Here is a 13,313-nt window from a genome sequence, read left to right on the forward strand (position 1 = left end):
CCGGCGGCGGTCGTCCTCCGCGGCGACTAGCCTGGTCCCGGGCCCGCGCCGCAGTCGGCGGCGCGTCGTGGCCCCGTGGATCCTCAGGAGTGGTACTTCCGTGACCCTGCGCGGCGTGCTCGACGTCGTCCTCACCGACCCAGGCATGGCCCGGGTGGTCGCCGCGGCCGGCAACGCGCAGCTGGCGGTCACCGCCCCGCCCTCCGTGCAACCCCTGGTCGCCGCGGCGCTCGCGGCGCAGCAGCCGGGTGCCGGCGTGCCCGTCCTGGTGGTCACCGCCGGCGAGCGGGACGCCGACCAGGTCGCCGACCAGCTGCGGTGCTTCGTCCCCGGACGGCGGGTGGAGACCTTCCCCGCCTGGGAGACGCTGCCGCACGAGCGCCTCTCCCCCCGCGCGGACACCGTCGGACGCCGGCTCGCCGTGCTGCGCGACCTGACCCACCCGGGCCCGAACGGCCCCATCGACGTGCTCGTGGCCCCGGTGCGCAGCGTGCTCCAGCCGCTCGCCCCCGGCCTCGGCGACCTGGCCCCCGTCGAGCTGGCGCCGGGCGACACCGCCGACCTGGACGACGTCGCCCGCGCCCTGGTCGACGCCGCCTACACCCGGGTCGAGCTGGTCGAGAAGCGCGGTGAGTTCGCCGTCCGCGGTGGCCTGCTCGACGTCTTCCCGCCGACCGAGCCGCACCCGGTCCGCGTGGAGTTCTGGGGCGACGAGGTCGACGAGCTGCGCTGGTTCTCCGCCGCCGACCAGCGCTCCCTGGACGAGCGGCCCGAGCGGCTGTGGGCCCCGCCCTGCCGCGAGCTGCTGCTCTCGCCGGAGGTGCGCGAGCGCGCCGCCGCCCTGGCCGTCGAGCACCCGGAGCTGACGGAGGTCCTCGGCAAGCTCGCGGAGGGCATCGCGGTCGAGGGCATGGAGTCGCTGATCCCGGCGCTCGTCTCCGGCGAGATGCAGCTGCTGACCGACCTGGTCGCCCGCGGCACCCACGTCCTCGTCTGCGACCCCGAGCGGGTCCGCACGCGCTCGGCCGACCTGGTGCGCACCGCCGAGGAGTTCCTCGCGGCCTCCTGGTCGACGGCGGCCGAGGCCGGTCAGGCGCCGATCGACCTCGGGGCGTCGTCCTTCCGGGACCTCGCCGAGGTGGAGACGGCGGCCCGGATCCGCGGCCTGCCGTGGTGGACCACCGGCGCCTTCACGCTGGCGACCGAGGACGACGACGAGCACGTCACCCTCGACGCGACCACCGTCGACCGGTTCTCCGGCGACGTCCCCCGCGCGATCGAGGCGATCCGGGACTGGCAGCGGGACGACTGGCGGGTCGTGGTCACCTTCGCCGGCCCCGGGCCGGCCCAGCGCGCCGCCGACCAGTTCACCGAGGCCGACCTGGGTGCCCGGCTGGTGCCCGACATCGGCACCGCCCCCGAGCCGCGGCTGACCCACGTCACGCAGGGCAACCTCGAGGCAGGGTTCGCCTTCCCCGGCGTGGGCCTGGCGCTGCTCACCGAGCACGACCTGACCGGCTCCCGCGGCACGACCATGCGCGATGCGGTGAAGATGCCCGCCCGCCGGCGCAACGCCGTCGACCTGGTCCAGTTGCAGCCCGGCGACCTCGTCGTCCACGAGCACCACGGCATCGGCCGCTACGTCGAGATGGTCAGCCGCACGGTCAACGGCGGCCAGCGCGACTACCTGATCCTCGAGTACGCGCCCTCGAAGCGGAACCAGCCGCCGGACCGGCTGTTCATGCCCACCGACGCCCTCGACCAGCTGACCCGCTACGTCGGCGGCGAGGCCCCCGCGCTGTCCAAGCTCGGCGGTGCCGACTGGCAGAAGACCAAGGGCCAGGCCCGCAAGGCGGTCAAGCAGATCGCCGCGGAGCTGATCCGGCTCTACTCGGCGCGGATGGCCACCCAGGGGCACGCGTTCGGCCCGGACACCGTCTGGCAGCGCGAGCTCGAGGACGCTTTCCCGTTCCAGGAGACGCCCGACCAGCTCGCGGCCATCGACGAGGTCAAGACCGACATGCAGCAGCCGGTGCCGATGGACCGGATCATCTGCGGCGACGTCGGCTACGGCAAGACCGAGATCGCCGTCCGGGCGGCGTTCAAGGCGGTGCAGGACGGCAAGCAGGTCGCCGTCCTCGTGCCGACGACGCTGCTGGCCAGCCAGCACTTCACGACGTTCTCGGAACGGTTCGCCCAGTTCCCGGTGACCGTCGCCGTGCTCTCCCGCTTCCAGTCGAAGGCGGAGTCCGACGAGACGCTGCGCAGGCTGGCCGCCGGTGAGATCGACGTCCTGGTCGGCACCCACCGGCTGCTGCAGCCGACGACCCGGTTCAAGGAACTGGGCCTGGTGATCGTCGACGAGGAGCAGCGCTTCGGCGTCGAGCACAAGGAGTACCTCAAGACAATGCGGACGGCGGTCGACGTGCTGTCGATGTCGGCCACCCCGATCCCGCGCACCCTGGAGATGAGCCTCACCGGCATCCGGGAGATGTCGACGATCCTGACCCCGCCGGAGGAGCGGCACCCGGTGCTGACCTACGTCGGCGCCTGGGACGACAAGCAGATGGCCGCCGCCATCCGCCGCGAGCTGCTGCGCGACGGGCAGGTGTTCGTCATCCACAACCGGGTGCAGTCGATCGACAAGGCCGCGGCCAAGATCCGCAACCTGGTGCCCGAGGCCCGCGTGGCGGTCGGCCACGGGCAGATGAAGGAGCACGAGCTCGAGCGGATCATGGTCGGCTTCTGGGAGAAGGAGTACGACGTCCTGGTCGCGACCACGATCGTCGAGTCGGGTCTGGACATCCCCAACGCCAACACCCTGATCGTCGACCGCGCCGACACCTTCGGCCTCTCGCAGCTGCACCAGATCCGCGGCCGGGTGGGCCGGGGCCGGGAGCGGGCGTACGCGTACTTCACCTACGACCCGTCCCGCCCGCTGACCGAGACCTCGGTGGACCGGCTGACCACGATCGCGCACAACACCGACCTCGGTGCCGGCATGGCCGTGGCGATGAAGGACCTGGAGATCCGCGGCTCGGGCAACCTGCTCGGCGGCGAGCAGTCCGGCCACATCGCCGGCGTCGGCTTCGACCTCTACGTCCGGCTGGTCGGCGAGGCGGTCACCGACTACCGGGCGCAGCTGTCCGGCGAGGACGTCCCGGCCGAGCCGGCCGACGTCCGGGTCGACCTGCCCGTCGACGCGCACCTGCCGCACGACTACGTCCCCGGCGAGCGGCTGCGGATGGAGGCCTACCGCAAGGTGGCCTCGGTGCAGAGCGACGAGCAGGCGCAGGCAGTCCTCGACGAGCTGACCGACCGCTACGGCGCCCCGCCGGCCCCGGTGCTGAACCTGCTGGCGGTGGCGCGGTTCCGGGCCGCGGTGCGCCGCTTCGGGGTCACCGAGGTGTCGATGCAGGGCCGGGCGATCCGGATCAGCCCGGTCGTGCTGCCCGAGTCCAAGCAGATGCGGCTGGCCCGGCTCGCCGACGGTGCGAGCTACAAGGCCGCCGCAGGCACCGTGTCGCTCAAGGTCCCGGTCGGGCCCGACCGCCGGACACCGCTGCGCGACGTCGCCCTGCTGGAGAACCTGCACGCGCTGCTGAGCTCGCTGCTCGAGCAGCCCGTCGCCGCCGCCAGCTGAGCCCCGGGGGCAGGAACGGCCGTCCTGCCCCCGGGCTCAGGCGAGGGTCGCCGAGGGCTCAGGCGAGGGTCGCCGAGACGCGTGCCGCCAGGACGCCGACGTGCCGTGCGCTGAGCATGCCGATCCGCTCGTCGTCCAGGTCCCCGTGATGACCCGGGACGTCGACCACCCGCAGCCGCGGGGTCACCCGCCGCCACGCGCCGAGAGTGCCGCGCACGTGGCGCTGCGAGCCCTCCGCGAGGAAGTACGTGACCGGTCCGTCGAACCGGCCCGGCCGGTAGGAGTCACCGACCGCCTCCGACCCGGTGAAGAACGCCAGCTCCGGGTCGACCGGCCCCACCGGTGGACGACCCGCCAGGGTGCTCCCGCGCCGCAGCCGGCGGCGCACCGCCTCCAGCGCCCGTCGGGACAGCAGGGTGCGGAGGCGAGCGGCGCGACGCTGGGCGGCGACCTCCCGGGCGCTGAGCGCGGCGCGGGGTGGTCGCACGTCGAGCAGCCCCAGCCACGCGACCTCTCGGCCCTCCGCGGTGAGGGCCCGTGCTGCGGCATGGGCGACGAGGCCGCCGAAGGAGTAGCCGGCCAGGCTGAACGGCCCGTCCGGCTGCACCTCGCGCAGCCTGGCGGCCGCCTCGGCGGCGACCTCCTCGACCGGCAGGTGCGCGCCGTCGGGACCGGTCAGCCGCAACCGCAGGCCGCGGACCGGCCGGTCGGTGGCCAACTGCTCGACCATGCCCGCGTAGAGGTTGAGCTGACCCCAGGCGTCGGGCAGCAGGAACACGGGCCGGCCGCTGCCGGCGCGCAACAGCGGGGCGGGATCGCCCGCAGTCCCGGCCGTGATGGCGTGGGCCAGCCCGCGGGGAGTGGGATCTGCGGCGAAGGCCTGCACGGGCACGTCCGCGCCCAGGTCCAGGCGGACCCGGCGCAGCAGGCTCAGCACCTGTCGCGAGGAGCCGCCGAGGTCGCCGAAGTCGTCGTCCGGACCGACCTCGCCGGTCCCGAGCAGCTCCGACCACAGTCCGGTGACTGCCCGCAACAGCGGGTCGGCGTCCTGGTCCGCTGTGGCCGCGGGACCGGCCGTCACGGCCGCGCGGATCGCCTGCAGGCAGGCCGGTGAGCGCAGGGCCGCGGCGTTGGCCACCGGGTCGCCGTTGACCGCGTCGCGGGCGGCCCGCTCGGAGCGCTTGCCGTTGTGGGTGAGGGGCAGCTCGGGGACGGCAGCCACCAGCGCGGGCACGTGCGCCGGAGAAGCCTGCTCGCGAAGCGTGCGACGGATGGTGCGTGCCAGTTCGGCATCGAGCACCACGCCCTCCCGGAGCACGACCAGCAGCACGATCCGGCTCGCCCCGGGCCGGGCGGGATGGCGCTGCTCCACGGCCATGGCGTCGGCGATGCCCGGCACGCCGCGCAGCGCGGTGTAGATCTCGCTGGGTCCGATGCGGACGCCGTCCACGTTGAGGACCCCGTCAGACCGGCCGTGCAACCTCGCCGAGCCGTCGGCGTCGAACTCCACGAGGTCGCCGTGGGTCCACATGCCCGGGTGGGCGGCGAAGTAGGAGGCGTGGAACCGGCTGCCGTCGGGGTCGCGCAGGAACCCGACCGGACGCGAGGGGAAGGGATTGCGGCAGACCAGCTCGCCGACCGCGCCCACCACCTCGGTGCCGTCCTCTTCCACCGCGGCGACGTCGAGGCCGAGGCTGGGCGCCGAGCAACGGCCGCGGCGCACCGGCCGCTCGGGCGAGCCGAGCACGAAGCAGCCGATGATGTCCGTGCCGCCGGAGATCGACTGCAGGGGCACCGGGCCGACGTGCTCGGCGACCCAGTCGTACTGCCAGTCGTGCAGCACCGCGCCGGTGGACAGCACCGCCCGCAGCCGGGACAGGTCGAGGTGCGCGGCCGGGTGGTACCCGTCGTCCTGGCACAGCTGCAGATAGGCCGGGCTGGTGCCGAACACGGTGACGCCGTGCCCGGCGGCCAGCTCCCACAGGGTCTGCGGCCCGTCGACCGGGCCGTCGTAGGTGATCACGTGCGCGCCCACCGCGAGGGCGGAGAGCTGCCAGTTCCACATCATCCAGGCGGTGGTGGTGTGGAAGTACAGCGTGTCGGCGGGGCCGAGGTCGCCGTGCAGGCGGTGTTCCTTGACGTGCTCGAGCAGCGTGCCGCCGGCACCGTGCACCATCGCCTTGGGTGGTCCGGTGGTGCCCGAGGAGAACATCACGAACAGTGGGTGGTCGAAGGGGCGCCGGTCCCACGCCGGCGAGGGGCCAGCTCCGGCCGTGAGGTCGGCCAGCCGGTCGACGGTCGGGTCGCCCTCGGGCAGCGGCAGGTCGTCGAGGACGACCAGCCGGCGGACCGTCGGCAGTCCGTCGAGCAGCGCGGAGACGGTGGCCTCGCCCATGGCGGTCCGGTCGAGGACGAGGACGGCGGGCTCCACCTGCTCGAACCGGCCGAGCAGTGCCAGGGCACCCATGTCCGGGGCGGCGGTGGAGACGGCGGCGCCGAGAGCCGCTGCGGCCAGCGCGACAACCATCGCCGGAACGCCGTGCGGCGCGATCAGCACCAGCCGGTCGCGGTCGGTGAGCCCGATCCCGGCCAGTGCGGCCGCGGCCAAGGCCACCTGTTCCCGCAGCTGACCGCGGGTGAGTCGCTCGGCGGGCCGGTCGGCGTGCACGGCGGTCACGGCCGGGGCTCCGTCGCCGGCGCCGGGGAGCGGGCGCAGCAGTGCCTCGGCGTAGTTGAGCCGGACGTCGGGGAAGAAGCGGGCGCTCTGCACGTCCCCACTCGTCAGGACGACGTCGGCCGAGCCGGACCAGGGCAACTGCGCCCAGTCCAGGCACGTGCGCCAGAACCGCTCCGGGTGCTGCACGGAGAAGTCGTGCAGGGCACCGGGCTCGTCCAGCCGAACACCGGCCACGTCCTCGCACCGGGCGCGGAAGTCGGCGAGCTGGGGCCTGCGCCGGTCGGCACCCGGGGGTGCTGGGGCGAGCGTCATCGGGGGGTCTCCTCCTCCGGAGTGACCGCGAGGCTGGCCACCCATCCATCCGGGACCTGCACGTCTCTGATCTCCCAACCGGCCACGGCGCCGGTCGCCCGCCCGACGGGGGTCACCACGGTCGCCGGGTCCGCGCGCAGGCCGGTCCCGGTCGCCTTCAGCACGGCCTCCTTCTGCGTCCAGCACCGCGTGACCGCCAGGGGGCGGGCAGTGACCGGCAGACCGGTGAGGGCGCGTCGCTCGCCGGGGCTCAGCCAGCCCTCGTCGAGCACGTCGGACGACCACGGCGCCACGAGCTCCACGTCGACGCCCACCCGTCGGCCGCGGCCGACGGCGACGACCCCGACGGCGCCGCTGGCCGAGCAGCTCACGTCGAGCAGGCTGCCGCGGACGGCGAGATGCGGACGCCCGGCGGGTGACGTACCGATCGGCACCTGCCCCGGAGGGATCCCCAGCTCCGAGCCGAGGGCCGAACGGAGGGCGGCGCGGAGCAGCACGCGACGCCGGTGCACGGCGGGAGTCCCCCGGTGCGCCCTCGCCACCTCGACCGGGGTCAGCCGAGCCTCGGCGGCGGTGAGCGCGTCGTCGTCTGCTGCGAGATCGACCAGCCAGAGGGCGACGTCCGCGTCGAGCGGTCCCGGGCGCACTGGGGTGGCGGTGACCAGGAGCACGGCGCGATGCTCGCAAGAGTCCGCATCGACACGCGTCCCTCCGACGAGGGAGTGCCGTCGAACGGGGACACCCATGGATCGCGGCCTGCGCCGTGGGTCACGCGGGGTGTGGCACGCTCGGGATCGTGCACACCCGTCGCCTGATCGGATCGCTGGCCGTCGGCCTCGTCGCGCTGGCCGGGGTGACCGGCTGCCGGACCTCGCCGAACGTCGCGGCGTACGTGGGCGACGAGCGGGTCACCGTGGCCGAGCTCGAGACGGCGGTCGACGAACGCCTCAGCAACCCCGACCTCGCCGCGGCCACCGAGGGACGTGAGGGCGAGTTCACCCGGCTGGTGCTCACCCGGCTCGTGCAGGCCGAGATCTACGTCCAGGCCGCGCAGCGCTACGACGTCACGCCCGACGACGGCGACGTCCAGGCGTTGCTGGACGAGCTGCTCGGCGACCAGGACCCCGAGGCGCTCTACGCCCAGGCGGCCGCACAGGGCGTCGGCCGGGCCGACGTGTTCGAGACCGTCCGGCAGCAGCTGGTGCGCCAGCGCATCGCCGTCGCCGAGGGGCTGGCCGGCGGGCTGACCGAGGAGCAGCTCCGGGCCGACTACGAGGAGACGGTGGCGTCGCTGTCCCAGCAGCGGCTGGGCTACATCACCGTGCCGGACCAGGCCGCCGCCGACGCCGCGGTGGCGAGCCTGCAGGCCGACCCGAACAGCTATGCCGCGCTGGCCGCGCAGTACGCCGGCCCCACCACCCTCGCCTCGGTGGAGGCGCGCGGCGCCGACCAGGTGCCGTCGGTGATCGCCGACCAGGTCGCCGGGGCCGCGCCGAACTCCGCCTTCACGGTCACCGTGCCCGACGTGCAGGGCGTGCTCGTCGTCTTCGTCGGCGAGCCGGTCGTCCCCACGTTCGAGGAGGCCCGCCCCGACCTCGAGGGCGCCGCCGAGGCCGAGGCCGACGACGCCGCGCAGGCGCTCGTGGCCGACGTGCGGGCCGAGCTCGACATCACCGTCAACCCGCGCTTCGGCGTGATCGAGGAGGGCGAGATCGTCCCGGCCGACGGCGGGGTCGTCGACCTGCTCGACGCCGAGGACGACGCCGCCGCGGCTGCCGGTGGGGGCACCGGCGCGGCGGCCACCGGGAACTGACGCCCGTGCCCGTCGCGGTCGCCGTCACCGTCAGCCCCGTCCTGCCCGGGGTGCTCGGCCCCGCCGGCTGGCAGGCGCTGTCCGCGCAGCGGCCGGTGGTCGCCCTGCCCGGCGCCGCGGGCACCGCCGCGGCGTTGCGGGCCGCGGGCTGGGTGGTCGAGGGCGTGCCCGATGCCGCCGCGGCGGAGGACCGCCCCGAGCAGGTCGTGGCCCTCGTCGCCGGCGAGACGGTGGACGCCGCCGAGCTCGTCGACGGCGTCCCGCTCCCGGCCGGCGCGCGGCTGCTCGACGTGGTCGCCGTCATGGACCGGCTCCGCTCGCCGGGCGGCTGCCCCTGGGACGCCGAGCAGACCCACGCCTCGCTGCGCGGTTACCTCCTGGAGGAGGCGCACGAGGCCTACGACGCGATCGTCGACGACGACCCGGTGGCCATGCGGGAGGAGCTCGGGGACGTCCTCCTGCAGGTGGTGTTCCACGCCCGGGTCGCCGCCGAGGCCGGGCCCGGACACCGGTTCGACGTCGACGACGTCGCCGGCGAACTGGTCGACAAGCTGGTCCGCCGGCACCCGCACGTGTTCGGCGACGCCGGACCGCGGGACGTCGCCGCCGTCGAGGCCGGGTGGGACGAGATCAAGCAGGCGGAGAAGCAGCGCCGGTCGCCGACCGAGGGGGTCTCCCGGTCGCAGCCGGCGGCGTCGTGGGGCGCGGCGCTCGTGCGGCGCGCCGGTCGGGCCGGGCTGCCGGTGCCGGAGCCCGCGGAGCTGTCGGCCCGGAGTCCCGAGGAGCTGGGCGAGCGGCTGCTGGCCGTGGTCAGCGGCGCCGCGCAGCGCGGCTGGGACGTCGAGGACGCCCTGCGGGAGGCGGTCCGCCGCTACGCCGGTGAGCTGGACGCGGCTGCGGAGGAACGCCGGCCGGGCTGAGCCCCGCGGGGCTCGGCGCCCGGCGTCGACGGGCTGGCTAGGCTGCCCCCGTGGCCAGCATCGACGCCGTAGGCGCGCGGGAGATCCTCGACTCGCGCGGGAACCCCACCGTGGAGGTCGAGGTCGCCCTCGACGACGGGACGATCAGCCGGGCCGCGGTGCCCAGCGGTGCCTCCACCGGCGCCTTCGAGGCCGTGGAGCTGCGCGACGGCGGCGAGCGGTACGGCGGCAAGGGCGTGACCAAGGCCGTCGACGGGGTCCTCGACGTCATCGGCCCCGAACTGGTCGGCTACGACGCCGAGGACCAGCGGCTGATCGACCAGCGGCTCATCGACCTCGACGGGACGCCGGACAAGTCCCGGCTCGGCGCGAACGCGATCCTGGGCGTCAGCCTCGCGGTCGCCAAGGCCGCCGCCGACTCGGCCGGGCTGCGGCTGTTCCGCTACGTCGGTGGTCCGTCGGCGCACGTGCTGCCGGTGCCGATGATGAACATCCTCAACGGCGGCGCCCACGCCGACAGCAACGTCGACGTCCAGGAGTTCATGATCGCGCCGATCGGCGCGGTCACCTTCGCCGAGGCGCTGGCGATGGGCACCGAGACCTACCACGCGCTCAAGGCCGTGCTGAAGGGTCGCGGGCTGGCCACCGGCCTGGGTGACGAGGGCGGCTTCGCCCCCAGCCTGCCCAGCAACCGCGACGCGCTCGACCTCATCGCCGAGGCCGTGGACAAGGCCGGCTACCGCCTGGGCGACGAGATCGCGCTCGCGCTCGACGTGGCGGCCACGGAGTTCCACACCGGGGGCGGCTACGACTTCGAGGGGCAGTCCCGGTCGGCGGAGTACCTCATCGACTACTACCGCGGCCTGGTCGACGCCTATCCGATCGTCTCCATCGAGGACCCGCTCTCCGAGGAGGACTGGGACGGCTGGATCGCCCTGACCGCCGCCCTGGGCGACCGCGTGCAGATCGTCGGCGACGACCTGTTCGTCACCAACCCGACCCGGCTGGCCGACGGGATCGCCCGCAAGGCGGCCAACGGGCTGCTGGTGAAGGTCAACCAGATCGGCACGCTCACCGAGACGCTCGACGCGGTGAGCCTGGCGCACCGCAGCGGCTACCGCTGCATGATGAGCCACCGGTCGGGCGAGACCGAGGACACCACCATCGCCGACCTCGCCGTCGCGACCGACTGCGGTCAGATCAAGACCGGTGCCCCGGCACGCAGCGAGCGGGTGGCGAAGTACAACCAGCTGCTGCGCATCGAGGAGGAGCTCGACGACGCCGCGCGCTACGCCGGCGCCGCCGCCTTCCCGCGGCTGGGCGCGGCGTCCACCGCGTGACCGGCTCGGCCGGCCGATGAGCGGCCCGCGTCCTCGTCGGGGCGGCTCGGCCGCCGCGTCCCCCGCCCGGCGCCGCGCCACCGGACGGCCGCTGACCCACGCGGCGTCCCGTCCGGTCCCCGCAGGTACCCGGTCGGGCGCCGGCAGCCGCCCCGAGCAGCGCCGTCCGGGCCGCCGCGCGCCCCGCGCGACGTCGTCGGGCAGCCCGCGCCGGCCGCTGTTCACCGGCCGGGCGGTGCTGCTGGGTGGGCTGGTGCTGCTGCTGGCGCTCACGCTGGCCGGGCCGATCCGACAGTTCCTCGCCGGCCGCGCCGAGCTGACCCGGCTGGCCGCCGAGGGCACCGCCCTGGACCAGCGGATCGAGGACCTGCACGCGGAGCTCGAGCGCCAGGCCGATCCCGCGTTCACCATGCGGGAGGCCCGCGAGCGGCTGACCTACGTGCTGCCCGGCGACCGGCTGGTCGTGGTCGTCGACGGCGAGGCGGTGGAGGGGGACGCCGGCACGCTGCCGGAGGAGACCGACCCGACACTGCCCTGGTACGACGCCCTGCTGGAGTCGGTGGCCGACGCCGACGGATGAAGGACCCCCTCGCCCCCCACCACTCGCACGCTCGCGGCGGGGCCCTGCGAGGGGGCCGTTCCAGCACGTCACCGCCCCGGCGAGCTCGGCGCGGTAGGAGGACCCCGTCCTCCCCACCCTTCGCAGGTTCAGGGCGGGCCCCGGGACGGGGCCACCAGGGGGCCGTGCACGGGACCGCTGACGGCCTGCCGCAGACTCATCCGGTGAGCACCCCCGTCACCGAGGACGAGCGCGAGGTCGTCGCCCGGCAGCTCGGCCGCCCGCCACGCGCCCTCGTGGCGGTGGCGCACCGCTGCCCGTGCGGGCAGCCCGACGTCGTGCAGACCGCCCCCCGGCTGGAGGACGGCACGCCGTTCCCGACGCTGTACTACCTGACCTGCCCGCGGGCGTCGGCCGCCGCCAGCCGGCTGGAGTCGGCCGGCCGGATGAGGGAGTGGCAGGACGAGCTGGCGACCGACCCGGAGCTGGCGGAGGCCTACCGCGCCGCCCACGAGGCATACCTGGCGGAGCGGGACGCCCACGACGTGCTGCCCACCCGTGCCACCGCCGGGGGGATGCCGGACCGGGTCAAGTGCCTGCACGCGCTGGCCGGCCACGCCCTGGCCGCCGGGCCGGGCGTCAACCCGATCGGCGACCGCGCCGTGGCCGAGATGGGGCAGTGGTGGGCGGCCGGCCCCTGCGCCGTGCCCGCCCGCCCGGACGACGAGGAGCCCGCATGACCCGCGTGGCCGCCATCGACTGCGGCACCAACTCGATCCGCCTCCTGGTGGCCGACGTCCCCACCCAGGGGCCGCACAGCGACCTGCTGCGCCGCATGGAGGTGGTCCGCCTCGGGGAGGGCGTCGACGCCACCGGCCGGCTGGCGCCGCGGGCGATCGAGCGCACCCGGGCGGTGCTGGCGGAGTACACCGCGCAGGCCCGCGAGCTGGGCGCGACGGCGGTGCGCATGGTCGCCACCAGTGCCAGCCGGGACGCCGCCAACCGGGCCGACTTCGAGGACATGGTGGTCGCGACCCTGGGTCAGCCGCCCGACGTCGTCGCCGGTGACGAGGAGGCCCGGCTGTCCTTCCTCGGTGCCACGGCGTCACTGGACGCGGCGGTGGCCGCGCACGGCCAGCCGGCCCCGCAGCCGCCGTACCTGGTGGTCGACATCGGTGGGGGTTCCACCGAGTTCGTGCTCGGCGACGCGACGGGTGTGCGGGCGGCCTGCTCGGTCGACATCGGCTGCGTGCGGCTGACCGAGCGGCACCTGCACGGCGACCCGCCGACCGCCGACCAGATCCAGCGGGCCGAGTCCGACATCCGCGCCGCGCTGGCCGACGTCGTCGCGGTGGTGCCGGTGAGGGAGGCAGCCACGCTGGTCGGGCTGGCCGGGTCGGTGACCACCGTCGCGGCGCTCGCCCTGCGGCTGCCCGCCTACGACCCGCTCGCCATCCACGGCTCCCGCATCCCGGTCGCCGGCGTCCGATCGGTGACGGCGGGGCTGCTGACCGCCACCCGGTCGCGCCGGGCCGCGGAACCGGTCATGCACCCGGGCCGGGTGGACGTCATCGGCGCCGGGGCGCTGGTGCTGCGGGTCGTCATGGACGCGTTCGCGCTCGACGACGTCGTCGTCAGCGAGCACGACATCCTCGACGGCATCGCCCTGTCGCTGGTCCGCGGCTGACGGTCAGGGGCTGCCGGCGTTGAGGCCGGGCGGCAGCTTGCCGGTCAGCGACTGGTAGGTGGCCGCCGCGCCGCGGGCGGCCACCAGGCGGCCGGCCGCCACGGCGACGCCGGAGACGGCTGCCCAGGCCAGCGCCTCCCCCCAGCCGACCCCCGGCGCGGCCGGGTTCTTCGGCGGGTTGGTCCCGCGGGCGGCGTACCAGGCGGCGTCGGTCAGCTTCCGGACCGCGATCCCCGCGGGGACGGCGAACCCGGTGCCGAGCAGCTTCCAGGTCATCGGGGGCTTCTGCTTCTTCTTCCCGGCCACGCGGTGATCATGCCGCGCCGACCTGCGTCCGCGCGCGCCCGGGGCGGATGGTCTCC

10 protein-coding genes are annotated in these 13,313 nt (G+C 75.3%); 7 read left to right on the forward strand and 3 right to left on the reverse strand.

The genetic code is table 11. The features are described 5' to 3' along the window. Window positions 1-100: 100 nt before the first annotated feature. The gene (gene mfd / locus GCU56_RS07805; RefSeq protein ID WP_345771715.1) at window positions 101-3,643 is read left to right on the forward strand and encodes a transcription-repair coupling factor; all 3,543 of its coding nucleotides are present in this window, start codon (window positions 101-103) and stop codon (window positions 3,641-3,643) included. Between the two features lie 58 nt (window positions 3,644-3,701). On the opposite strand, the gene GCU56_RS07810 is transcribed toward mfd, so the two are convergent. Both GCU56_RS07810 and GCU56_RS07815 read right to left on the reverse strand, forming a co-directional pair. Then, entirely contained in the window at window positions 3,702-6,632 is a 2,931-nt protein-coding gene (locus GCU56_RS07810) for an acetoacetate--CoA ligase (RefSeq protein WP_163480948.1), read from the reverse strand. Beyond that, a complete protein-coding gene (locus GCU56_RS07815; protein ID WP_163480949.1) occupies window positions 6,629-7,303 on the reverse strand; it encodes a 4'-phosphopantetheinyl transferase superfamily protein in 675 nt (224 codons plus the stop codon). The genes GCU56_RS07810 and GCU56_RS07815 overlap by 4 nt, the downstream gene beginning before the upstream one ends. Before the next feature lie 125 nt (window positions 7,304-7,428). On the opposite strand from GCU56_RS07815, the gene GCU56_RS07820 reads away from it, so the two are divergent. The 6 genes from GCU56_RS07820 to GCU56_RS07845 all read left to right on the forward strand — a co-directional run bounded on the left by GCU56_RS07820 (window position 7,429) and on the right by GCU56_RS07845 (window position 12,951). Continuing rightward, window positions 7,429-8,445, forward strand: coding sequence for a peptidyl-prolyl cis-trans isomerase (locus GCU56_RS07820; RefSeq protein WP_163480950.1), 1,017 nt, complete (start codon window positions 7,429-7,431; stop codon window positions 8,443-8,445). A 5-nt stretch (window positions 8,446-8,450) separates the two neighbouring features. Continuing rightward, window positions 8,451-9,365 carry a MazG family protein gene (locus tag GCU56_RS07825; RefSeq protein ID WP_163480951.1) on the forward strand — a complete coding sequence of 305 codons (915 nt, stop codon included), beginning with the start codon at window positions 8,451-8,453 and terminating at the stop codon, window positions 9,363-9,365. Window positions 9,366-9,415: 50 nt separating this feature from the next. Further along, entirely contained in the window at window positions 9,416-10,705 is a 1,290-nt protein-coding gene (gene eno, locus GCU56_RS07830; protein ID WP_163480952.1) for a phosphopyruvate hydratase, read from the forward strand. A 16-nt stretch (window positions 10,706-10,721) separates the two neighbouring features. Beyond that, complete coding sequence (locus tag GCU56_RS07835; protein ID WP_163480953.1) at window positions 10,722-11,285, forward strand: FtsB family cell division protein; 564 nt, start codon at window positions 10,722-10,724, stop codon at window positions 11,283-11,285. 203 nt (window positions 11,286-11,488) lie between these two features. Beyond that, complete coding sequence (locus GCU56_RS07840; protein ID WP_163480954.1) at window positions 11,489-12,004, forward strand: DUF501 domain-containing protein; 516 nt, start codon at window positions 11,489-11,491, stop codon at window positions 12,002-12,004. Continuing rightward, window positions 12,001-12,951, forward strand: a complete 951-nt coding sequence (locus GCU56_RS07845; protein WP_163480955.1) for a Ppx/GppA phosphatase family protein — start codon at window positions 12,001-12,003, stop codon at window positions 12,949-12,951. Before GCU56_RS07840 ends, GCU56_RS07845 begins: the two co-directional genes overlap by 4 nt. A 3-nt stretch (window positions 12,952-12,954) precedes the next feature. Here GCU56_RS07845 and GCU56_RS07850 read toward each other — a convergent pair whose 3' ends face one another. After that, the gene (locus tag GCU56_RS07850) at window positions 12,955-13,257 is read right to left on the reverse strand and encodes a DUF4235 domain-containing protein (RefSeq protein WP_163480956.1); all 303 of its coding nucleotides are present in this window, start codon (window positions 13,255-13,257) and stop codon (window positions 12,955-12,957) included. Window positions 13,258-13,313 lie beyond the last annotated feature (56 nt).

This window comes from Geodermatophilus sabuli (genome assembly GCF_010686765.1).
Lineage (GTDB): Bacteria > Actinomycetota > Actinomycetes > Mycobacteriales > Geodermatophilaceae > Geodermatophilus > Geodermatophilus sabuli_A.